We start from the raw sequence: 21,423 nt of genomic DNA on the forward strand, positions 1-21,423 counted from the left end.
ATTATTTTCCCATTTTACATATTAAAAGAATAGACTTTCATATGGTGTAATGCTACCATCCTCTTCATGGTAAAAGCCTTGGTACAGAGGTTCTCGATGTGCCGCATCATAGAACTTTTGTAATTCAACAGCCACATTTGCTTCGGAAGGCATACCTAGCGCCTTGACAACCTCTTCCCATATTTCCATTTCTGTATAAGAAGCGATTTCATCATAACGCTCATTGGCATAGGCTTCGAGAGTACCCATGTCTGTATACTGGCTGGAGTCACAATAATCATGCCAGCAAATGCTATATACCAACAAATAGATTAAATCATCTATACTTTCAGCTATACGACCACATTGACCTTCGCTGCTGACATAACCGATAGAGCCATCCTCTAATTGATGATATTCACCGCCGGCACCATCTCGAGCAAAAGCCTTTCCATCCAAGGAAAAGGTGCATCGCCCCTCTACCTCATCCCGCTCCGTTGGCTCATCGAGCAAAAAGAAATCAAATAAAGCATCAAAATCTGCTGCTAAGCTAGAGTCTTCCTGTAATATTTTTAAATAATCCATATTCTTACCTCTTATAGATTCGCATATTTACTCTATTTCATCTCTTATTTTCCCGTAATTCTAACAACGTAGAAACCTCGTCCATATCGAGATTAAACATGTTACTTTCAAGATTAATAGGTTCAAAATAGTAACGAACTATATCTGTACCAAATTCATCTTCTAAATTGGCCCATTCTGCCCCTGAAAGCACGGTAAACCCAAGCGTATCGTTTCCAAAGCTTTCAACAAACCAGCGCACCTCATAATCAGGCTGAACGAAGTCGTTAAAGTATTTGATAGTTACATCCCGATCTTTCTCATCACCGTAAGGAATTAAGAGTTCATTATCGCCCTTTTGTAACACAATATCGTCACCATATAGCTTGCCATTGCTAACGGTTTGAATGTGGATAGGCTCATCCATCATATCATTAAAATAGCGCACCACATCTTCGTCATCCTCGCACCAATCAATCCAGATAATAGCTTCAGAATCAAATAAATCATTTACATCAATGTCATTGACAAAGAAACTTCTTAACTCTTTATACAGATTTTCCATCGTCTCTCTCCTATGTATCACTTATATCTTTAGCTAAACTGCCACACCAGTGTCACCACTTTAAAACAACTTTATAAAGTTTCGTAAATCACATCTTGTTGAGCCGTAAAGTTTTCATCAAAGGAAACCAAAATATATAGATGTCCTGCTGGGGATTTTCCCACATCATAGCCTAGCGCAAATGCATCGTAACAACCTGACTTATCTAGCATAATATCGGTTAAGGTTAGTACAATAGACTCTTCTTGCGGTATTTTCTGTTGTATGAGTTCCTGTGCTAGTTGATCTAATTCATCTAATTCAACATATAATTGTTCCCACATTGGCAGTGAAAGCACCTCTGCCTCAGTATAATTGGTGCAACTAATATTAAGTTTTTGAAAGGCTTGTCCTTCATTCTCTAAACAATTAGTGCCCAATCTGCGAGATACAAAGTAAACGCCATACGGCTCTTTAGACCAGCTTTCAACATTCCATAATGTCATTAATTCCGATTTTCTCATCAGGACGCTCCATTAGTTAATCATCCTGCAATATCCGCATCAACAGGGTTCCCATCCGCATCAATATGAGCTATGATACAGTGCCCCCAGAAGATATCATCGTCGTCATAATATACCTCTATGGTGCCATCGTTGCGAAACGCTAATTCTCCCATCGTAATACGCTTGGCAAATACGTCTGATGTAATCGGATCTTGGTCGTCATTGTCAAGCCAATCATTAGCAAGGTCTAGCAATTTTTCACTAATATAGGTACTAATTCGTTGTTCAAATGCTTTGAAATTATCGATTGTATTGAAAGCAGCCAATGCTACGGTACAGCTTTCATCAAAGCCCTCATCCACATCAAGGGTGAATGCATAATCATCAATTCTGGCTGTGTAATATTGATACTCTCGATTTAACAGGAAATCGCCCCTATCAGTATGAAGATATTTAGGGGTTTTCAAATACGCCGACAACGCCTCTAATTCGCTATGTTTGGCATGTTCCTCTAACACCTCAAGCACATAATAACGATTATTCCAAGACGGGCGCATATAGCCCAAATCCTCTATAGGCTTTGCTTTCTTAACCAACAATTTGTAAACGCCATGGGGCTCAAAACTATACCCCCAACCATTGTCAAAGCCTTCAATAATCCACGTCAAAATGCCTTCGCTACGGTCAAGCACACCAGTTCGAGTATCTAAGATAGCATCGGTAGATACCAGTGGTCTATGGTACTTCTCTAAATAAGGACTAGCCCCATTCGCATCACTGCGAGGTAATGCATAGATTTCAAACTCTTCCGCTTCAAACTCTGCTTCATATTCTGGTAAACGTACAACACTCATATGACTCTCTCCTATTTATCACATACAAGCAAATATATAACTAGTCTATAGCCTAACACCATTATAATCGCTCAGCTACATCGATTCTATGTAATAGCTCTTTCGCCAGTTCTTTGGCGGTTTTGAATTCCTCATTTGAAAGCACCATAAGTACAAAGCTATCGGTCCCAATATCCATGCCTGCTAACGTATAGTTTTCCCATTTAGAGTTAAGATCAGCACACCAGTCCATAATAACTTGATCTTCATCTAATGCTGCTGGGTCAATCGTTAGATTTTCGCTAGTATCTAAAGACTTGTTACGTATTAATTTCTGTACATAATAAATAAAATCCTCTAATTCACATTTACAGCTTAGCTCTACGGCATATCCTTTAGCTACTAATTTTTCATAGAGATTCCACCAGCTATCTTCTAATTCTTCCATGGAACGTAACTTTGCCTTCGTCATAAACGATTTAGCTTGTTTAGCATCGCCTAGCAATAATGTTGCTAGCTCCGTAAATGTAGGTCGCATCTGATCGATATCTAGATACGCTACTTCTACACACAAACTACAATCAGGTACTCTGCGTTTTTTCACAAAGGCCCGCATCATCTTCACTGCGTCAGGATAACTTACATCAGCCATACGATACGTCTTACCATCTATGTCTAAGAATATATCTACTGCATCTGGTGTTTTTCCTACACGCGCTTTCATCGCAGTGCAACCATCGATGGCATGAGGTGGATACAATTCTATATACATGAAAAATCCATCATGCATAGCCTTTAGAGTATTATCTATTCCTACTATATTAAAACCATTTCGATTATAATCAGGGCACTTCAAATGCCATTCTTCGTAGTTGTCGAACAGTTTCTCTTGAATCCAATTGTAAAAGCTCATATACACTCTCCACTATATACTGTCGCTTACATATAATATTTAACTGAATATGTATCTGAAAATGTATCTGAAAATGTAACTAAATATGTATCTTAATTATATCATTATTAAGGAATACTTATAATAAAAGCATAGGATAAAAAAACTCCTACAAGAGAAACCTTGTAGGAGTTTTGATTACATTATTTAGATTCTAATTTAGCTGCTAATTCACTATATTTTTGTGCTAGTTCATTATACTTTTCAGCTAAGTCTTTCATATCTTTCTTAAGTTGTGCTGCATCTTCAGTAGTTACCTCTTCAGAGCTTTTACCAAATTTGAAATTGGCACCCAAGCTAATAGAATTACGACCGTTACCAACGGTAGTGGCAGCATTAAACATTGTGTTTTTATTAGGGCGATAGAATGCACCTAAAGCCGCTGCATTAGCATTTTTATAGTTACCAAAGCCAACGGAGTAGGACCATTTATCATGTTTATCGAAATCTAATGGATGCAAGCCAGCGAGTGCTGCAGAAGCGGCTGCTACGCTAGATACTTGTTGATCAGTGTAAGATTTGGCTTCATTTAAGCTATTAGCGCCGCCATTAATAATACGATTATTTAACGTATTAATATCGCCTTCTATAGTAGTGATACGATTTTCATGATTATCTACCACGTCTTTAATGGCATGTAGTTGGGACCCATTAACTGCATCAGTAGATGTAGCAGATACACGGCCTGCCGCTACATTTGTAATCGTACGTTCTGCACCACTATCACCAATGCTCAATGTACCAACCGCATTTCCACCAGCAAAGTTATAGGTTCTGCCGCCGATAACACCAGAGTTAGTAGATACTGCTGTAGCCGTAACAGACTTAGCACCTAATGCAATGCTATTGTCTGTGGCAGCCATCGCATTCGTACCAATAGCAATGGAATTTTCATTAAGAGCTTTAGCAGTATTGCCGATTGCAGTAGAGTTTTTACCAGAAGCCTCTGCTATAAAGCCAATGGCATTAGATGCAAAGCCTGTCGCTTTAGAAAGACCCATCGCATTAGCCGCTCTGCCGGAAGCTACGGAAGATACACCAAGTGCTGTGGAATATGTATCAGATGCTTGTGCATTATCACCGATAGCTGTAGATTGAGCACCAGTAGCTTTGGAAATAGTACCTACTGCAGTACCACCCCAACCAGTTGCTACAGAGTCAGTACCGATGGATACTGCTAACTCATCTGCTGTCGTATTTCTACCAATTACAATACTACCAGCCTTTGCGATATTAGCTGCTTTACCGATAGCAATAGAATCAACGCCATCTACAGTTGCATTTGTACCAATAGCAATACCATTTTCCTTTGTTGTAGTTGCGCTATGACCGATTGCTAAGGAGTCCTTTTCTGCTGCATTCGCTAATGTGCCAGCAGCAAAGGCACTTTTACCAGCACTAGTAGAATAGTTACCTAATGCTACAGCATCCTCATTAGAAGCTGCAGTTTTAAAGCCTAATGCTGTAGAATACGCACCGCTAGCATTTGCATAAGATCCCACTGCAGTTGTATTCATAGCAGTTGCTTCCGCATTAAAACCAAATGCAGAGGACTGATTACCAGAACCTGTGGAGCTATAACCTACTGCTGTAGCGTAATCATTTTTTGCTTTTGCATTATAGCCAATCGCTGTGCCCATAATGTTATTGGCCTTTGCATTATTACCAATAGCAACTGTATTTAGAGCAGTTGCTTCTGCTTTACGACCAATGGCATACGCATCATCGGATGTTGCTTTCGCAGTATCACCAAAGGCGATAGCATTATTACCTTGAACCTTAGCACCAGTACCACCTACCAAAGCATTATTACCTTTAATGGTATTATTCTTACCTAAAGCCACAGAGTCATGTCCGTCAATACTATTATATGAACCAACTAATAAAGAATTAATCGCATCGTCATTATTGGCATGGCCAAAGCCGCCTACGATATTATTAGTACCACCAACAGTATTGCTAGTACCTACTACCAAGCTGTGAGTAGCAGAGTTTGTATTATACCAACCTGCTACGATACTGCCCGGACCAGATGCAGTATTATTAGTACCAGAAGTAATACTATTAGAAGCAGAAGGTCGAACTGTATTATTGTCACCACCGAGCAATATATTATTTACAGGGGAGAACATATCATTCTCAACTTTGTTATCTCCACCATAAGCAATCGAATTCTTTATGCTTAATGGCGCAGCAGTGGTAGCACTAATATCTAAGTTGGATGCTGCAAGTGCTGTTGTAGTAATACTTGCGGTAATCATAGCCGTTAACAGTAATTCTTTTTTCATTTGGTTTCCCCCTTTTAAGACAACACAAACAATAAACCTAAAAAAAGATTCAAAGCTATCTAATGGAACTTGAATCTTATTGTACCCCTCTATACACTATTCATTGTCAAAATATGAATAAAATATGAATATTACTCTAATATTATAAGTCTAGCTCATAAGAATTGCAAGAAAATACAAAAAAGAAGGTATACGGCTTATAAAAGCTGTATACCTTCTTTTCTATACTGGTGCGCCTAGAGGGATTCGAACCCCCGACTCACAGTTTAGGAAACTGCAGCTCTTTCCTCCTGAGCTATAGACGCATGTATACTTTATTATATCGTTTTTAATAAAGTATACGCAAGGCGCCCTTATTGTTGTAGGTATTGGTTATTTACTTGTTTTTGTTCTTCTGGGCTGAGGTTTTGGTAGCCTTTAGCTAATGCACTTACCCAAGATCCATAAGCAGGGTTTGGGAATACCACAAAGGTAGTACCAAAGTCTTCTTTATGAGTATCGATAATCGCATTTCGTTCAGCTAAGGTCTTACCTTTGGTTCCGATTGGGAAGTCCCCTGCATTATCGCCCATATACACAATTACGTTGTATTTCTTAGCAATCGCATCAAAGCGAGGTTGTTTGTCAGAGTCTTTTTCGAATAGTAGTACATGGTTTTTATCAACAGATGGGAAGCCTAATTCTTTAAAGTTCTGTATCGTTACATCAAGATTTACTGGGGCGTAACGGTTTGATACGTAGAAAATTTCTACACCTTGTTTATGAACTTCATTTAAAAATTCAACGGCTCCAGGCATGGCTTGTGATTTCCCTTGATGTACCGCTTGGCGCCACCAAGGAGCATCGAAGCGACCATTGCCATTAGCAATGCTTTCACCCATCAGTTTTGTATTGTCTACTACTGTTTCATCAGCATCAAGAACGATAGCTAAAGGCTTTCTCTGATGAGACGGATCTGCAACAGCCATTTTAACAAGATTCATCGCTACATTATACCCCTGATATGCCAGTGCTCTGTACTCAGCAGAGGTACGCATCCATAACAGCCCCATCGTCTCAGTATCAGCTTGGTACTGCTGCTTTTGCTTGAGCGCTGCCTGTTCCGCCTGAGTCGTAACAGTAGTAGGACCTATGCTACTTGCTTTCACCGTCGTCGGAGAGTCCGCCTGTACTACAGGACCGACGCAAAGGCTACCGCCAAGACAAGCCACCGCTACATACCATGCCAAACTACTACGTTTCATAATTGCCTCCTAACCACATTTGCTCTCTGTATAAATACAATACACAATGTAATTCTACATAGTTATACTAAAACCCTTTTTGAAAATAAAAAACACCTTGTTCCTACCATAATAGGATACAAGGTGCATTTTGTTTATGTCCTTTTGTTTACGCTGGACGGCTCCAGTCGACTTGTACGTCGATAGCTTCCCACATGCGTGTTAAAGCTAATTTTAAGTTGTCCAAAGATTCTAATGGCTTTACGTTCAATCGTTCATATGTATCAAGACCTGTAGCATGCTCAATGGCATGTTCGTCGTTTAAGTAAGCGATAACCTTATCAACCCACTCTTGTTCAGGTAAATCTACGGACACTGTTTTTGCTTCTGTGTCATAGGACAAGAAACCATTGCTGTTGATGCCATAATGGATGGCTACGCGAAATAAACTCATATCTATACCTCTCTTGCGGTAATTTATTAACACTATACCCATATTGTAACATGAACAATTATATTAGTGAAAGTATTCAATATGAGTTCATCAGAATTTTTTAAGTTCCTTCTTATCAGTAGATTTTGTGTCCTCATTGGCAGATGTATCATCTGTTGTATTAGACAGTGTATCATCTGCCGTATTAGACGATATATCACCTACCGTATTAGATGGTGCATCTCCACGAGCATCTACTGCAGATTTCAGTTCTGATCGTTTTCGACGTGTTCCATTGTCTCCGTGAAAGCGTTGCCACAGCGCCCCGCTCATGATGACGGTCTCCCCAAATTTAGACTCTAACGAATCGAGTACACTAGCTAGCTTATCTTCCGTTTCATCCTGTGGTGATTCAAAGAGGCTATCCTGCATAGGAACCTCCTCATCAAGTCCACTGACAGTAAGGCCTAACAGGCGTATAGGACCAGGCGGCTCCATAAAGGTAATCTCTTTAGAACTACTATATTTAGAATTCCTAGACTTTACCTTTGTAGTTGCCCCTAACATTTCCACATCTTTCTTTGTGCCTTTAGGCTGCTTGCTCGTCTTATCTTGCATGAGCTTGTTCCAAAGGATCAGCGCAGTTTCGAAGAACACATGCTCATGGTCTGATGGCGTGTCTAACCGCTTTTGCCGGGATACGGTGGTGAAATCATCGTACCGAACCTTAATCGACACGGTGTGCCCTAAGAGATTGCGTTTTCTCAATCGTTTTGATAAGCGATTCGCAAAGTATCTAAACTCTAGTTCAATGGCACTACCATCCGTTAAATCTTCTTCGTAGGTTTCCTCAGCTCCGATAGACTGTATTTTGCGATCGGTTTCCACCGGTCTATCGTCAATCCCGTTCGCTAGTTCCCATATGCGGCGCGCCTGGTTACCCACGTGGGGAATTAAACTGCTTTCATCAGGCAATGCTTGAATATGACGCATCAAGTGAAAGCCTCCTGTTTTCAGAATTTTCTCCGTACGGGGACCTACGCCCCAAATACGTTTAATCGGTAACGGAGCTAAAATCTCTTTTTCACGGCCATAAGGTATGACTACAAGGCCATCGGGCTTATCTAAATCGGAGGCCAATTTAGCAAGGAATTTGTTCGGTGCTAAACCTGCAGAGATGATGAGTCCAGTTTCCTCAAATACACGGTCTTTAATGGCTCTGCCCAGTGCTTTAGGTCCACTGTACATGGTAGACATACCGCTAACCTCGAGGAAGGCCTCATCTACAGATAGGGGCTCAATGTAAGGAGTGAATTCTTTCATAATGGAAAAAATCTGTTCCGATACCTCTTTATAGCGGTCCATGCGAGGATATACGTAGATACCATCGGGACAGAGTTTCTTAGCTCGTGAAATAGGCATGGCCGAATGAACACCGAATTTGCGCGCCTCATAGGAACAGGTAGCAACGACGCCACGTGAAGAAAGACCACCCACGATAACGGGGTGGCCTTTATATTCTGGATGATCCAGTTGTTCGATGGACGCGAAGAATGCATCCATATCAACATGCATAATCCATCGTCTCATTGTTACGCTTCTTTTTCGTGCTCAGAAATACGGCAGTATTTAATTTGTGCGCAAATACACTCATCCTTAGATTTATATAATTGAGGGATGATCTCTAAAATATCGCCAAATGTAGCTTCATTAATGGAATAACGAGTCCATAAGCCATTACGTTGAGAGTTAACTACACCTGCATCAATTAAGATTTTCATGTGGTAGCTCAACGTAGATTGAGACAAATTGAAGCTAGCTAAAATATCAGCTGCACATAATTCATTGCAAGACAACATATCGATGATGTGTAATCTTGTTTCATCGCTTAATGCCTTGAAAATCGTAGCTAAACGTTCATAAGAAACTTCAACCATATCTTTAACTCCTCAAATCCGTATCAAAAAATGTCAATCTACTTTCTTGAATCTATTATATACTATTTCTTAATGTAAATCTATTTTTTTCTTTATATTTGTATCTTAATAATTTATTATGAATATCATTTTTAAATAAATGAGTAATTTTTATCACATTATAAACTCATTTAAGCACGCCACAGGTTGTATATCATGAATATTTTAAATAAATTTTCATCTCATAGATTTATTTAGTTATACATTAAATCGTATATATAAAGATTTTATACAATTTTCTTCTATAGAATTTCCGATATACACATTTTCCGATAACCTTATAGCATACTTCGATATACCGCACCACATTAGTGACCGAAAGGATTAGATGTATTATACTTTTTTTGTAGTCTAAATCATTTCATTACAAAAGGCTCCTCTTAGAGGAGCCTTATCTGTATAATTCTATAAATCGATTGCATAGCAGTAAAATTATAGCAATTATACTACTACATCGACGCTATCGAATGTAATCATTTATATTATATCAAATTAGTATAGCTTAGAATACGTTTACTAAGTCGATAGTTTGGCTACGGTTAGGGCCAACGGATACGATACCCAAAGGTACGCCTGTTACTTCTGCAATGCGTTCTACATATTTGCGAGCATTTTCTGGAAGTTCTTCATATTTACGGATACCAGAGATATCAGTTTCCCAACCTGGCAATGTTTCGTACACTGCTTCACATGCTTCAAGATCTTTCAAGTTAGCTGGGAAGCCTTCTACATCTTTACCATTCAATTTGTAACCTACGCAGATTTTTAATTCTTTGAACGTATCAAGAATATCTAAACGAGTGATCGCAAGGTAATCAAGGCTGTTAAGACCTGCAGCGTATTTTACAACCATAAGGTCTAACCAACCGCAACGACGAGGACGACCAGTTACAGTACCGAACTCATGACCAAGTTTACGAAGATTTTCGCCAGTTTCGTCAAGAAGTTCCGTAGGGAATGGGCCTGCACCAACGCGTGTTGCATAAGCTTTTACTACGCCGAAGATATTTTTCAAGTAGTTAGGACCTACACCAGCACCTGTGGAAGCACCACCTGCGATTGGATGAGAAGATGTTACGAATGGATATGTACCATGATCAAGGTCAAGCATAGTTGCTTGCGCGCCTTCAAACAATACTTTTTTATCCTCTTGAACTGCTTTCAAAACAGCGATGTTAGTGTCTGTTACATATGGTTTCAAAGCTTCAGCGTATTTGATGTAGTCCGCTAAGATTTCATCGTAGTTAACAGGTTCAGCATCATAAACCTTTGTAAGCATTTTGTTTTTGAATTCTACATTGTATGATAATTTTTGTTTGAATGTATCCAAGTCATACAAATCGCAGATACGGATGCCGATACGGTTAATCTTATCAGCATAGCAAGGACCGATACCGTTTTTAGTAGTACCGATTTTAGCGTCCCCTTTAGATGCTTCCTCTGCATTATCTAAAGCGATATGATATGGCATGATAACATGCGCACGGTCAGAAATTTGAAGAGATTTAGCAGATTTACCTTGTTTTTCAAGGCCTTCAATTTCTTGTAACAAAACTTTAGGGTCGATAACAACACCAGTACCAACGATATTTTGTTTGTTATCGTACAAGATGCCACTTGGCAAGAGGCGAAGCGCAAATGCTTTGTCATCTACTACAACAGTATGACCTGCGTTATTACCACCTTGACTGCGCACAACAACGTCTGCACGTTCCGCGATCCAGTCAACGATCTTACCTTTACCCTCGTCACCCCATTGAGTGCCGATAACCATACTTGTTGCCATATCTATATCCTCCATGTGAAAGTCTAAATAATTCATTATCATTATACAACAATGTTCAGACTCTGTGAAAGTATTTATACAAATTCAATCTTTAGTTTCTTGCCGAATGCATGAGCTATTTTCTGTAAAGTCTTCAAAGATGGATTGCCATTTCCATTTTCAATCTTACTAATATCAGACTGAGTAATGCCTGTTAATTCAGACAACTCCATCTGAGTCATATGAGCTGCGAGACGAGCCTCTACAATATTCTGAATGATTTGATATTCATCCTCTAACTCATCCCACTCTTTTTTAAACTTCGGATTTTTTAATTGTTTCTCTAAATATTGATCTAACGTTTCCATATTATGTATACCTCTCAATATAATCATTCTTATATCTAACAGCTAATTCAATAGCATTCTTCGGTGTTTTCATAGATTTTTTTACAAAACCATTTGTTAATACAATTTGTCTGCCTACAAAGAAAAAATATAATATCCGAGAAATATTGGACCCTTGCTTCGTTCGCAACTCATAAATACCATCCTCTAAATGTTTAGACTGAGGTTCTCTCAAACGATTACCATATAATTCAAGTATCTTTAGATCTCGAATTGTTTTAGCTCGTTGCTTATCTGAAAGCTCATTTAAGAATACTTTTGCTGGCTTTTCTCCACGTAGAGTTTCATAAAAAACAATAGAAAACGTATCCATCATATTCCTCCTAGTACTAGAAGAAATCTTTACTTAAATTATATGTTAAAACATATATTCAGTAAAGATATGAGATATAGAAATTTAAAGTCTTACTACATCCAATATAAGTATCTAGCCCCGTAAAGTAAAAAAATAGGAGGTGACCATTAGTCACCTCCCATGTATTGACATTTTAACTAGTCAAAGTATTCTATTTTGCCCTAGATACTATTCCATTTTCAATTTTTATCTGTTTCTTAAGTACTATTTTGGTTCTTTAAGCCATAGGCTCATTAGGAGCCCCATAAGTCCTACAGGTATCAAGGTCATCAAAGCAGTTTGCACATCATAGATATCTGCCAAGTGTCCGATATAAGGTGCTACAAGTCCTCCTAGTGTAATGCCAAGGCCTAGTGTAATTCCCGACGCAAAGCCTGCATTTTTAGCAAGGTATTTTTGACCGAGTACGGTAATCGGTCCATATTGTGAGAATACGCCAAAGGCCATCGGTATCATAGCACCGAAGAAGCCCCATATATTTGGGACAAAGATAAATACTAAAACGGATGGCAAGAAGATAAGATTACCTAAGCGCACCGTTTTAAGGAAACCTAATTTATCGGATAAAGCCCCGCCCATATAGGTAAGGACTGCGCCCATTGCAAAGTACATGGTTAAAGCCAAGCTAGAGGCACGGGCTTCGCCGTTAATAACGGTAATGTACAGGATAGGAATAAAGATAGATAGTACAGAGAACAATATGGATCGTGAAGCGATTACAAAGAATAGCTTACCAAAGCTCGACCAATCATTCGTACCCGTATGAGTAGGTGTAGTAGAGCTTTTACTTTCACCAGCATTAGTCGTGTCAGCCTCGCCCGTAAAGGCATAGAGATATAGCAATACACCGAGCAAAGCAATAGCGGTGAACACCCAAAGGAAATGACCGCCAAAGACGTAGACACCACCTGCAATGAGAGGACCCAATGCAAAGCCCGCACTGCCGCCCACTGCAAAGCGGCCCATAGCGTTGCCGATTTCATGAGATTGTGTACGATTCACAAGGAGGGCCGCCTCAGGATGGAATAATGCTGCCCCTACGCCGGCCAAGAGTGACAAGGCTAGGATCATTTCATAGCTCGTGGCTAGCGCTATAGCACTAATAGACATGAGAGTCACCGTAAAGCCTGCTGGAATGAACCAGGGTACGCGCCACCGATCGGCCACGTAGCCCAATGCAGGCTGGGCGATAGAGGCCACCACGGTATTACAAAAAATAATGGTAGCTGATTGATAGTAATTAAGGCCAAAGTTAGCAATAAAGAACGGAATCAATGCAGCTAACGAACCTTGACCAAAGTCATTAATACAATGAAAAATAGGCGGTCCGTACTTTCGTATCATACGTTTCATATAACCTCCTAATAAGATAGCTAATTTTCCCTAAGATACAGAGATACTCACGAAGAAACTATCCCATAATTGTGCGCAAAATAATGTAAATAACGGATTACTTTCAAAATAAAAAGAGTAGATATAGCCAACACCTAATGCATGTGCCATAGGCTTGTTGGTCTATACCTACCCTAGTCTTTCATATGTTATATGGGAAGTACCCTACAATTATAGGCCAAAGCGAGCCATGATTGTATCAACATGTTTCAACAATTTATGAGGATCGAAGCATGCATCGATTTCTTCAGCAGTCATGTATTTCTTGATGTTTTCATCAGATTTAAGACCTGTCGCGAAATCTTTGCCTTCAAGCCAACGTTCCATAGCGTATTTTTGAACCCAACGGTATGCTTCGTCACGCACTGCACCTTTGTCTACAAGGTGAGTCAAAATTGTTTGGCTGAATACAAGGCCACCTGTAAGGTTAAGGTTTTTAAGCATTGTTTCAGGATATACCAACAATTTATCGATGGTGCGGATTGTTAAATGAAGCATGTAGTTCAACGCGATTGTTGCATCTGGCAAGATTACCCGTTCTACAGAGCTATGGGAAATATCGCGTTCATGCCACAAAGCTTGGTCTTCGAAAGCAGATTGAGCATAGCCGCGAAGCAAGCGTGCCATACCGCAGATTCTTTCACAAGTGATAGGGTTGCGTTTATGCGGCATCGCAGAGGAACCCTTTTGTTTAGGGCTGAAATATTCTTCCGCTTCGCGCACTTCTGTACGTTGCAAGTGACGAATTTCTTTGCCGATTTTATCTAATGTACCGCCTACAACAGCGATAGTAGACAATAATTCAGCGTGACGGTCACGTTGTACGACTTGCGTAGCGATTTTAACAGGTTCAAGGCCTAATTTTTCACATACGTATTGTTCTACGAATGGATCGATGTTGGAGTACGTGCCAACAGCGCCAGACAATTTACCTACCGCAACGCTTTTACGAGCATGCTCCATGCGTTCGATATCGCGTTCTACTTCAGCCATCCATAACGCCAATTTCAAGCCAAATGTAGTTGGTTCACCGTGGATACCGTGAGTACGACCAATCATAGGTGTGTATTTGAATTCAGCTGCGCGACGACGCAATACTTCGTGCAAACGTTTCAAATCAGCAATCAAGATGTCGCACGCTTGTTTCATCATGTAACCAAGTGCTGTATCTTTAACGTCTGTAGATGTAAGACCAAGATGGATATATTTAGCCGCTTCAGGACCTACGTATTCGCCTACTGCTGTTACGAAGGAAATGATATCGTGGTTTGTTTCTTTTTCGATTTCATGAATGCGCTCAACGTCGAAATCGGCTTTTTCGCGAATTGTTTTTGCCGCTTCTTTAGGGATAACTCCCAATTCAGCTTGCGCCTCGGATGCGAGGATCTCCACCAATAACATTGTGTCAAACTCGTTGCGTTCGCTCCAAATATGGCCCATTTCTTCTCGTGTATAACGTGGTATCATGATGTCTCCTTTGCATGATAAAAGCTAGATTTATAGGATTATTGTACCATATGTGAAAGCTCCATTCAACGAAAGACCAATACATTTCCGAATGATAATTATATTAAATTTACTAATTGTTCGTATTTCTTGGCGATTTCCTATTCGTTTGTAATCAATTATTTATAGCAGATGCAGTAACTATAAGAATTTAGTTATATTAATACTATCTCTATGTATTTACACGAATAAAATGATATACTAGAGCTATCTGAAATATACAGGGACTTGTATATCATTACTGGGAGGCTTTCATGGCAAATTTAAATCGAAAAGAGCGTCGTGCACAGCGCAACGAATCTAATACAGCAGGCATTATATTACGTCTATTCTTTCTACTCAGCTTTATCGGCTTAGCGGTAGTACTATTCGGCGAGCTTGATTACAATTTTATCGTCTCTATATACGCTGTAAACATCGTAGTATCCTTGATTTATGTAGTAATGAACAAATCCCGCATCACTACCTCTTTGGCGGTACATACAAATGTACGCGTTATCATCGCTTATCTCATTATGTTGATTACCATTTTCTTCTACGCTTTAGCGTTATGGCGTGCAAATCAGTTTAGTACACCAATGCAGGCCACTTTGTTCATCGGTGGGGCCATCGTGTACCTTGCGGTATTCAACTCCACTAAGACAATGCTTACTAATCAAGACTAATACAAACATAACAAAAGAGGCATATCTTACATACATTTGTATGAGATATGCCTCTTTATTGTCCTAGAATAACGGGAACTGCTAAGTAAACAGGTTCACCCCGTCGGTTAACGATGGACCCACTGCTTTTAATAATGCGCAGCGCTTCGTCTCGTACAGCTGGTGGTACATCGTCCACAATCAATGGCGTATGTTCGCCAACGATAACATTGCCGTTAACATCAAAGTTAACTCGTACTACTACCTTGCCTGTTACGACAGATGCTCGCCCCTGTTCTTGTACAGTCCGCAAATAGTCATGAGGATTAATATCTGGTTTTTGTAAAAGCGCTTGTTGCCCTGGCGTCAATAAACTCAATGCTAAATCAGATAAGAAGGATAAGTCACTAGATTCAAGCAATCCATTTCCAGTTGCATTCGGATCCGATGTTACATCTTTACCGACAGGCGCTTTACTATTCTTAGAGGATTTTCCATCCTTAGAATCTGCTCCGTGCGTAACTACAGCTTGTTCACTACTGCTCGTTTCCGATTCAATAGCCTTTGGAACGGCCCATTCTCGGCGCACACTAGATGCTGCTGTACTTTCACTTAACTCCTTAGTACGTTCATTCTCTTGCTTGCGCTCATCCAGTGAGGGATTCACTTTAGGAGCGGCCCCCTCTGGAGTTACATCTTGAGGTTTTTCCATGAGCTTCTCCACAGGTGTAGGCAGTTCCTCAACAGCGGCTACTCCTGTGTCGCTTTCACCATCATCAGGCAAATTAAAGCTAATTTCCGCCGCATCATGAGCAGGTCCAGTACCAGCCATACCACGCAAAGAAAGGCCCATACCAGAGATAAGGATAATTGTGATTCCCAAGGACACCATAAACGGTTTTAAATAATGCGATTCAAACATAGAATCACTTCCGTTCCGTAGCGACGCTAATATATTTAGCGCCATTCACCTTGAGCATGTCCAACAGGGCGATAACCTCGCTATAGTAAACATCCTTAGATGCGCGAATGACAAAAGCTTGTCGAGGTGCTTGTTTCACGATAGATTGTACCTCTTCAGCCAAGCGGTCGGAAGAGATTTCCTGATTGTCGATATATAGCGTGTGCGTTGTGGTGAGCGTAATCGTAATAGGCTCAATAGATTTTGCCGTAGATGTCGATGCAGATGGCAAATTGAGCGGAATTTGTTGCTCTGTATTCATGTACAACGTGCCCACCATGAAGAATACCAATAAGAAAAATACGATATCGATCATGGGGATAATCATGATGGTCGGTTCTTTTTTAACCCCTAATGTGCGTCGTCTCATATATCATGTTCCTCGTTGTACGCATCGAGGATGTTGCCGCACTCATGCTCTAAGGTAGTAATAGAATCGTTTACCTTTGCTGCACAGTAACTGTGAAAGCCGAGAGCGATAATCGCTACAGTCAAGCCTGTAGCCGTAGCCACTAAGGCTTCAGATACACCCCCTGTAATGATGGTAGGCGCACCAATATCGCCGCCTACTACTGCGAAGGCGCGAATCATGCCAAGCACGGTCCCCAATAGACCCAATAGTGGAGCCATGGTTACGATCATGCTAAGCCAGCTAAGGCCGCGTTTTAAACGCTCATCGGCGTAAGATACTACGTCTTGCAAACGGTTTTCTAAACCATTATAGTTCTTTGCACTGCGCATAGCGCGAGCAAATAAAGCGCCAAGCTCCTCTGTGTCGCGTTCCAGAATACTTGGTAACATGACCCAAGATTGATTCTTCTCTAATACCTTATTAAAGCGGCGCAAGTCCTTTGTAAACTTACGATATAAAATGATACGCTCAATGCCAATCATCAATGCAAAGAGCAAAAAAATTACTAGCGGATACATAACAAATCCACCAGCCACAAATAAATGCGCTATGCTACTCATACTAACCTCCAAAAGCCTTCTACCCTTTAGGCTCTATTAGGGTTAATTATACCACGTTTTACCCTATCAAAAAATAAGATATGCGACGTAAAAGCCACATAAATTAAGGATTAACATTATAAAAAGGCTGTACTAAAATGATTACCATTCTAGTACAGCCTTTTACATCGTTAGACCCTGAACTTGATTAGTCTTTTTTAATGATGTTTACGATGAAGCCACCTACACCTAAAGCCAATCCTAAACCGCTACAGAACATACCGATAGAATACCACAAGGTGTAAGATTGGTTATTCGCAGAAATAGCCTTAGCCGCTGCTTGCGCATTAGTCGCATTTCTTGCAATTTCCAAATTAGCCGCCGCTGGATCTGGATTTAACAATAAAATGGCAATACCAATAATCAAAATGACTACACCAATTGGTAATAACAGTTTTTTGTTCATTTGAATGTCCCCCCTCTTAACATTAAACGGTGAGTATACTTTAATTATACACCGACTTTAGCATTTTAAAAAGATAAACTTATAGATTATCTAACTTTCATTAGCTAACCAATAGCAATTATTCATTAAAATAAATGAATGGATAAACTAATAAATTAAGTATTAAAATACAGAAAAAGGCATAGTATACAATGCCCATTGAGCTGAACTCAATAAGAACATTGGCACTATGCCTTTTATGGATACATCTTAAGTTATATCTAAATTAGTAGCCCATAAAGTAGGTCCATAAAGAGGAGTGTGTAAGTAAGATAAGTTATGCCTACTTATCTTGTATATGTATGGAACTACTTATCGTAAGGATTTATCAAAAATGGTAATCAATTCTTCTACGGCTTGTGATTCACTCATTTCACCGTCTAAGACAGCATTTTCAACTTCGCCCATACGACCTTGAATGACTACATTGTTAAAGAATAGGTTATGCAAGTGTTCGTCAATCATATCACGTACCCAACGGAGAGATTGTTCTTGACGTCGTTTTAAGAATACCCCATTTTCTTTACCTTGTTCAGCAAACTCTTGAATCACATCCCACAATTCGTCGAGACCATCCTTAGTCACTGCAGAACATGTGTAGGCTTGGGTTTTCCATTTTTCCGTAGCTGGACGGATGTAATGTAACATCCGATCGTAATCGCTACGAGCGATGAGCGCACGCTTGAGGTTGTCCCCATCAGCCTTATTGACCACAATAGCATCGGCAAGTTCCATAACGCCTTTTTTGATGCCTTGCAATTCATCGCCTGCACCAGTTAAGACAATGAGCATAAAGAAGTCTACCATGGAGCGCACAGTAACTTCGCTTTGCCCAACCCCTACGGTTTCGACGAGAATAATATCGTACCCAGCAGCCTCGCAAAGTAGCATCGTTTCTCTACTTTTACGAGCCACACCGCCTAGTGTACCACCAGCCGGCGATGGACGGATATAGGCTTCAGGATGTTTCGTCAACGTTTCCATCCGCGTTTTATCGCCCAAGATACTGCCTTTTGTGACTTGGCTCGTAGGGTCTACAGCAAGTACGGCCACCTTGTAACCTGCTTCAATGAGCATATTACCAAAGGCTTCAATAAATGTACTTTTACCGGCCCCAGGCACACCAGTAATACCGATGCGCAACGCCTTGCCCGTACGAGGCAATATAGCTTGTAATACTTGTTGAGCTAGTTTGAAATGGTCCTTATTATTACTTTCTACTAATGTAATAGCCCGTGAAAGTATAACGCGGTCCCCCTGCTCGATACCGCGTACATAATCAGCGACAGTTAACTTCTTTCGCCGCTGTACGGGACGTACCGACGGAGCCAGATGAGCGGAGCTAGACAAGAGGCCGTCGTGCATTTCCTTGACGCCTTTCATCACGTGACACGCAAAGGTATCATCTTTTTTCGCATCTTCTGGCACCCAGTCAGGACGGTAGGTGTCAGTCATCGCCTTCGTCTTGAACGTGGCTAGTCAATGTTTCTAGTAATTTTTTCGCCGCTACTGGCAAAACTGTACCAGGGCCAAAGATAGCCACTGCGCCATGTTCGCGTAGGAACTCATAGTCCTGAGCAGGGATTACGCCGCCGATGGCAACTAAAATATCTCCACGACCTCGCTTGTTGAGTTCTTCTACAAGTTGAGGTAACAATGTTTTGTGACCTGCCGCAAGAGAACTGAAGCCGACGATGTGAACGTCATTATCCACCGCATCTTGTGCTGTTTCTTCTGGAGTTTGGAACAAAGGTCCGATATCTACGTCAAAGCCCATATCCGCGAAGGATGTAGCGATAACTTTGGCGCCGCGGTCATGACCGTCTTGGCCCATCTTAGCAATCATGATACGAGGACGACGACCTTCAAGATCTTCGAAATCATCCGCCATTTGGCGAACTTCCTTGATTACATCATCATCTTCATATTCGCTGGAGTATACGCCAGAAATAGAGCGGATAACAGCTTTATGACGGCCACATACCTTTTCAACAGCAAAGGAAATTTCACCCAAGGATGCACGAGCACGAGCGGCTTCAAGTGCAAGGGCAAGCAAGTTGCCTTCCCCAGATTCTGTAGCATTTGTAATCGCTTCGAGACAGGATTGAACCTTATCTTCGTCACGGTTAGCACGCAATTGTTCGAGACGACGAATTTGCGCTTCACGTACAGCTGTGTTATCTACGTCGAGGATATCCAATGGATCTTCTTTATCTAGACGGTATTTGTTGATACCGATGATTGCTTCACGACCAGAGTCGATACGAGCTTGGCGACGAGCCGCAGCTTCTTCGATACGCATTTTAGGAAGACCTGTATCAATCGCTTTCGCCATACCGCCAAGGGATTCGATTTCTTGGATATGGCCCCAAGCGCGACGGATCAATTCATCAGTCAATGCTTCTACATAGTAGGAACCGCCCCATGGGTCGATAACCTTACATACCTTAGTTTCATCTTGGATGTAAAGCTGTGTATTACGGGCAATACGTGCAGAGAAGTCCGTAGGCAACGCAATGGCTTCGTCAAGCGCATTTGTATGTAGGGATTGAGTATGGCCCAAAGCGGCACCCATCGCTTCCATACATGTACGAGCTACGTTGTTGAACGGATCTTGTTCTGTTAAGGACCAACCAGAGGTTTGGCTATGTGTACGAAGTGCCATGGATTTAGGATTTTCAGAGCCGAAGCTATTAATAATCTTAGCCCACAACATACGAGCCGCACGCATTTTTGCCACTTCCATGAAGTAGTTTTTACCGATTGCCCAGAAGAAGGACAAGCGTGGTGCGAATTTATCTACGTGAAGGCCTGCATTGACACCTGTGCGGATATATTCAAGGCCGTCAGCCAATGTGTAACCTAATTCGATATCCGCAGTAGCGCCCGCTTCTTGCATATGGTAGCCAGAAATGGAGATACTATTGAACTTAGGCATGTACTGGGATGTATACGCAAAGATATCACCGATGATGCGCATGGACGTAGCTGGAGGGTAAATATAGGTATTACGTACCATGAACTCTTTCAAGATATCATTTTGGATTGTACCAGCCATAACCTTTTTATCAACGCCTTGTTCTTCACCTGCTAGGATGTAGAACGCCATAACAGGTAATACGGCGCCGTTCATTGTCATGGATACGGACATTTGGTCAAGAGGAATACCGGAGAATAGAATTTCCATGTCGAGGATGGAGTCTACCGCAACGCCCGCTTTACCAACGTCGCCCACTACACGAGCATGATCGGAGTCATAACCGCGGTGAGTAGCAAGGTCAAAGGCGATAGACAAACCTTTTTGGCCCGCTGCCAAGTTACGACGATAGAACGCATTGGATTCTTCCGCAGTGGAGAAACCAGCGTACTGACGTACTGTCCAAGGACGAGTTACGTACATCGTGGAATAAGGTCCACGCAAGAATGGAGGTACACCAGCCATATAGTCAAGGTGTGTCATCCCTTCATAATCCATCTCTGTATAGAGAGGTTTTACTTGGATTTGCTCCATTGTTGTATTATATAAATCTTCAAAGCTTTTTCCTGTTTCTTTTTGAAGTTCAGCAAGCCATGCATCGCGAGATGTCGGTGACTGCGTTCCCAAGCCAAGAGAGGAGAAGTCTGGATTTTTAAACATGA

General features: G+C 40.9%; 22 protein-coding genes and 1 tRNA gene. 1 reads left to right on the forward strand and 22 read right to left on the reverse strand.

Annotated elements, in window-relative coordinates; translation table 11 throughout:
- Positions 1–21: 21 nt before the first annotated feature.
- The 16 genes from VRHSUH09_RS06970 to purB all read right to left on the reverse strand — a co-directional run bounded on the left by VRHSUH09_RS06970 (position 22) and on the right by purB (position 14,684).
- Positions 22–564: a hypothetical protein gene (locus tag VRHSUH09_RS06970; protein WP_054747326.1), complete on the reverse strand. Its 543-nt coding sequence runs from the start codon at positions 562–564 to the stop codon at positions 22–24.
- A 37-nt stretch (positions 565–601) separates the two neighbouring features.
- A complete protein-coding gene (locus VRHSUH09_RS06975) occupies positions 602–1,108 on the reverse strand; it encodes a hypothetical protein (protein WP_105081762.1) in 507 nt (168 codons plus the stop codon).
- A gap of 71 nt (positions 1,109–1,179) precedes the next feature.
- Positions 1,180–1,611 (reverse strand): hypothetical protein, encoded by a 432-nt coding sequence (locus tag VRHSUH09_RS06980; RefSeq protein WP_105081763.1) that lies wholly within the window; start codon positions 1,609–1,611, stop codon positions 1,180–1,182.
- A 20-nt stretch (positions 1,612–1,631) separates the two neighbouring features.
- Positions 1,632–2,447 (reverse strand): DUF2262 domain-containing protein, encoded by an 816-nt coding sequence (locus tag VRHSUH09_RS06985; RefSeq protein ID WP_105081764.1) that lies wholly within the window; start codon positions 2,445–2,447, stop codon positions 1,632–1,634.
- A gap of 61 nt (positions 2,448–2,508) precedes the next feature.
- Complete coding sequence (locus VRHSUH09_RS06990) at positions 2,509–3,339, reverse strand: DUF6630 family protein (RefSeq protein WP_054747329.1); 831 nt, start codon at positions 3,337–3,339, stop codon at positions 2,509–2,511.
- A gap of 182 nt (positions 3,340–3,521) precedes the next feature.
- Complete coding sequence (locus VRHSUH09_RS06995; protein ID WP_105081765.1) at positions 3,522–5,666, reverse strand: YadA-like family protein; 2,145 nt, start codon at positions 5,664–5,666, stop codon at positions 3,522–3,524.
- Between the two features lie 228 nt (positions 5,667–5,894).
- A tRNA-Arg gene (locus VRHSUH09_RS07000) sits at positions 5,895–5,971 on the reverse strand.
- 48 nt (positions 5,972–6,019) lie between these two features.
- Complete coding sequence (locus VRHSUH09_RS07005) at positions 6,020–6,910, reverse strand: 5'-nucleotidase, lipoprotein e(P4) family (protein ID WP_105081766.1); 891 nt, start codon at positions 6,908–6,910, stop codon at positions 6,020–6,022.
- 148 nt (positions 6,911–7,058) lie between these two features.
- Positions 7,059–7,343 carry a hypothetical protein gene (locus VRHSUH09_RS07010; RefSeq protein WP_054747333.1) on the reverse strand — a complete coding sequence of 95 codons (285 nt, stop codon included), beginning with the start codon at positions 7,341–7,343 and terminating at the stop codon, positions 7,059–7,061.
- A gap of 90 nt (positions 7,344–7,433) precedes the next feature.
- Positions 7,434–8,912, reverse strand: coding sequence for a DNA polymerase IV (gene dinB, locus VRHSUH09_RS07015; RefSeq protein ID WP_245876004.1), 1,479 nt, complete (start codon positions 8,910–8,912; stop codon positions 7,434–7,436).
- A 2-nt stretch (positions 8,913–8,914) separates the two neighbouring features.
- Complete coding sequence (locus VRHSUH09_RS07020; RefSeq protein ID WP_009352539.1) at positions 8,915–9,259, reverse strand: ArsR/SmtB family transcription factor; 345 nt, start codon at positions 9,257–9,259, stop codon at positions 8,915–8,917.
- Between the two features lie 541 nt (positions 9,260–9,800).
- Positions 9,801–11,084, reverse strand: a complete 1,284-nt coding sequence (locus tag VRHSUH09_RS07025) for an adenylosuccinate synthase (RefSeq protein WP_105081767.1) — start codon at positions 11,082–11,084, stop codon at positions 9,801–9,803.
- 74 nt (positions 11,085–11,158) lie between these two features.
- Entirely contained in the window at positions 11,159–11,431 is a 273-nt protein-coding gene (locus tag VRHSUH09_RS07030; protein WP_054747336.1) for a helix-turn-helix domain-containing protein, read from the reverse strand.
- 1 nt (position 11,432) lies between these two features.
- Entirely contained in the window at positions 11,433–11,786 is a 354-nt protein-coding gene (locus VRHSUH09_RS07035; RefSeq protein WP_245876005.1) for a type II toxin-antitoxin system RelE/ParE family toxin, read from the reverse strand.
- A 243-nt stretch (positions 11,787–12,029) separates the two neighbouring features.
- Positions 12,030–13,178, reverse strand: coding sequence for an MFS transporter (locus tag VRHSUH09_RS07040; protein WP_105081768.1), 1,149 nt, complete (start codon positions 13,176–13,178; stop codon positions 12,030–12,032).
- Between the two features lie 210 nt (positions 13,179–13,388).
- Positions 13,389–14,684, reverse strand: coding sequence for an adenylosuccinate lyase (gene purB, locus VRHSUH09_RS07045; RefSeq protein WP_105081769.1), 1,296 nt, complete (start codon positions 14,682–14,684; stop codon positions 13,389–13,391).
- Positions 14,685–14,977: 293 nt separating this feature from the next.
- Between purB and VRHSUH09_RS07050 the strand changes: the two genes are divergently transcribed.
- Positions 14,978–15,388, forward strand: coding sequence for a hypothetical protein (locus VRHSUH09_RS07050; RefSeq protein WP_054747342.1), 411 nt, complete (start codon positions 14,978–14,980; stop codon positions 15,386–15,388).
- Between the two features lie 55 nt (positions 15,389–15,443).
- On the opposite strand, the gene VRHSUH09_RS07055 is transcribed toward VRHSUH09_RS07050, so the two are convergent.
- The 6 genes from VRHSUH09_RS07055 to scpA form a co-directional block, all read right to left on the reverse strand.
- Positions 15,444–16,289: a hypothetical protein gene (locus VRHSUH09_RS07055; protein WP_105081770.1), complete on the reverse strand. Its 846-nt coding sequence runs from the start codon at positions 16,287–16,289 to the stop codon at positions 15,444–15,446.
- 4 nt (positions 16,290–16,293) lie between these two features.
- Entirely contained in the window at positions 16,294–16,698 is a 405-nt protein-coding gene (locus VRHSUH09_RS07060) for an ExbD/TolR family protein (RefSeq protein WP_009352440.1), read from the reverse strand.
- Positions 16,695–17,300, reverse strand: a complete 606-nt coding sequence (locus VRHSUH09_RS07065) for a MotA/TolQ/ExbB proton channel family protein (RefSeq protein WP_105081771.1) — start codon at positions 17,298–17,300, stop codon at positions 16,695–16,697. Before VRHSUH09_RS07065 ends, VRHSUH09_RS07060 begins: the two co-directional genes overlap by 4 nt.
- 187 nt (positions 17,301–17,487) lie before the next feature.
- Complete coding sequence (locus tag VRHSUH09_RS07070) at positions 17,488–17,745, reverse strand: hypothetical protein (RefSeq protein WP_054747346.1); 258 nt, start codon at positions 17,743–17,745, stop codon at positions 17,488–17,490.
- A gap of 351 nt (positions 17,746–18,096) precedes the next feature.
- Positions 18,097–19,239 (reverse strand): methylmalonyl Co-A mutase-associated GTPase MeaB, encoded by a 1,143-nt coding sequence (gene meaB / locus VRHSUH09_RS07075; RefSeq protein WP_105081772.1) that lies wholly within the window; start codon positions 19,237–19,239, stop codon positions 18,097–18,099.
- The gene (gene scpA / locus VRHSUH09_RS07080) at positions 19,232–21,421 is read right to left on the reverse strand and encodes a methylmalonyl-CoA mutase (protein ID WP_105081773.1); all 2,190 of its coding nucleotides are present in this window, start codon (positions 21,419–21,421) and stop codon (positions 19,232–19,234) included. The genes meaB and scpA overlap by 8 nt, the downstream gene beginning before the upstream one ends.
- Positions 21,422–21,423 lie beyond the last annotated feature (2 nt).

The sequence above is a fragment of the Veillonella rogosae JCM 15642 genome (assembly GCF_002959775.1).
Taxonomy (GTDB): domain Bacteria; phylum Bacillota; class Negativicutes; order Veillonellales; family Veillonellaceae; genus Veillonella; species Veillonella rogosae.

Coding starts and splice junctions, on each gene's coding strand:
- VRHSUH09_RS06995 (WP_105081765.1), bottom strand. CDS start 5,666: ATGAAAAAAGAATTACTGTTAACGGCTATGATTACCGCAAGTATTACT.
- VRHSUH09_RS07055 (WP_105081770.1), bottom strand. CDS start 16,289: ATGTTTGAATCGCATTATTTAAAACCGTTTATGGTGTCCTTGGGAATC.
- VRHSUH09_RS06980 (WP_105081763.1), bottom strand. CDS start 1,611: ATGAGAAAATCGGAATTAATGACATTATGGAATGTTGAAAGCTGGTCT.
- VRHSUH09_RS07010 (WP_054747333.1), bottom strand. CDS start 7,343: ATGAGTTTATTTCGCGTAGCCATCCATTATGGCATCAACAGCAATGGT.
- meaB (WP_105081772.1), bottom strand. CDS start 19,239: ATGACTGACACCTACCGTCCTGACTGGGTGCCAGAAGATGCGAAAAAA.
- VRHSUH09_RS07035 (WP_245876005.1), bottom strand. CDS start 11,786: ATGATGGATACGTTTTCTATTGTTTTTTATGAAACTCTACGTGGAGAA.
- VRHSUH09_RS06985 (WP_105081764.1), bottom strand. CDS start 2,447: ATGAGTGTTGTACGTTTACCAGAATATGAAGCAGAGTTTGAAGCGGAA.
- VRHSUH09_RS07025 (WP_105081767.1), bottom strand. CDS start 11,084: ATGGCAACAAGTATGGTTATCGGCACTCAATGGGGTGACGAGGGTAAA.
- VRHSUH09_RS07050 (WP_054747342.1), top strand. CDS start 14,978: ATGGCAAATTTAAATCGAAAAGAGCGTCGTGCACAGCGCAACGAATCT.
- VRHSUH09_RS07040 (WP_105081768.1), bottom strand. CDS start 13,178: ATGAAACGTATGATACGAAAGTACGGACCGCCTATTTTTCATTGTATT.
- VRHSUH09_RS07060 (WP_009352440.1), bottom strand. CDS start 16,698: ATGAGACGACGCACATTAGGGGTTAAAAAAGAACCGACCATCATGATT.
- VRHSUH09_RS07070 (WP_054747346.1), bottom strand. CDS start 17,745: ATGAACAAAAAACTGTTATTACCAATTGGTGTAGTCATTTTGATTATT.
- VRHSUH09_RS06990 (WP_054747329.1), bottom strand. CDS start 3,339: ATGAGCTTTTACAATTGGATTCAAGAGAAACTGTTCGACAACTACGAA.
- VRHSUH09_RS07005 (WP_105081766.1), bottom strand. CDS start 6,910: ATGAAACGTAGTAGTTTGGCATGGTATGTAGCGGTGGCTTGTCTTGGC.
- dinB (WP_245876004.1), bottom strand. CDS start 8,912: ATGAGACGATGGATTATGCATGTTGATATGGATGCATTCTTCGCGTCC.
- VRHSUH09_RS06975 (WP_105081762.1), bottom strand. CDS start 1,108: ATGGAAAATCTGTATAAAGAGTTAAGAAGTTTCTTTGTCAATGACATT.
- purB (WP_105081769.1), bottom strand. CDS start 14,684: ATGATACCACGTTATACACGAGAAGAAATGGGCCATATTTGGAGCGAA.
- VRHSUH09_RS07030 (WP_054747336.1), bottom strand. CDS start 11,431: ATGGAAACGTTAGATCAATATTTAGAGAAACAATTAAAAAATCCGAAG.
- VRHSUH09_RS07020 (WP_009352539.1), bottom strand. CDS start 9,259: ATGGTTGAAGTTTCTTATGAACGTTTAGCTACGATTTTCAAGGCATTA.
- VRHSUH09_RS07065 (WP_105081771.1), bottom strand. CDS start 17,300: ATGAGTAGCATAGCGCATTTATTTGTGGCTGGTGGATTTGTTATGTAT.
- scpA (WP_105081773.1), bottom strand. CDS start 21,421: ATGTTTAAAAATCCAGACTTCTCCTCTCTTGGCTTGGGAACGCAGTCA.
- VRHSUH09_RS06970 (WP_054747326.1), bottom strand. CDS start 564: ATGGATTATTTAAAAATATTACAGGAAGACTCTAGCTTAGCAGCAGAT.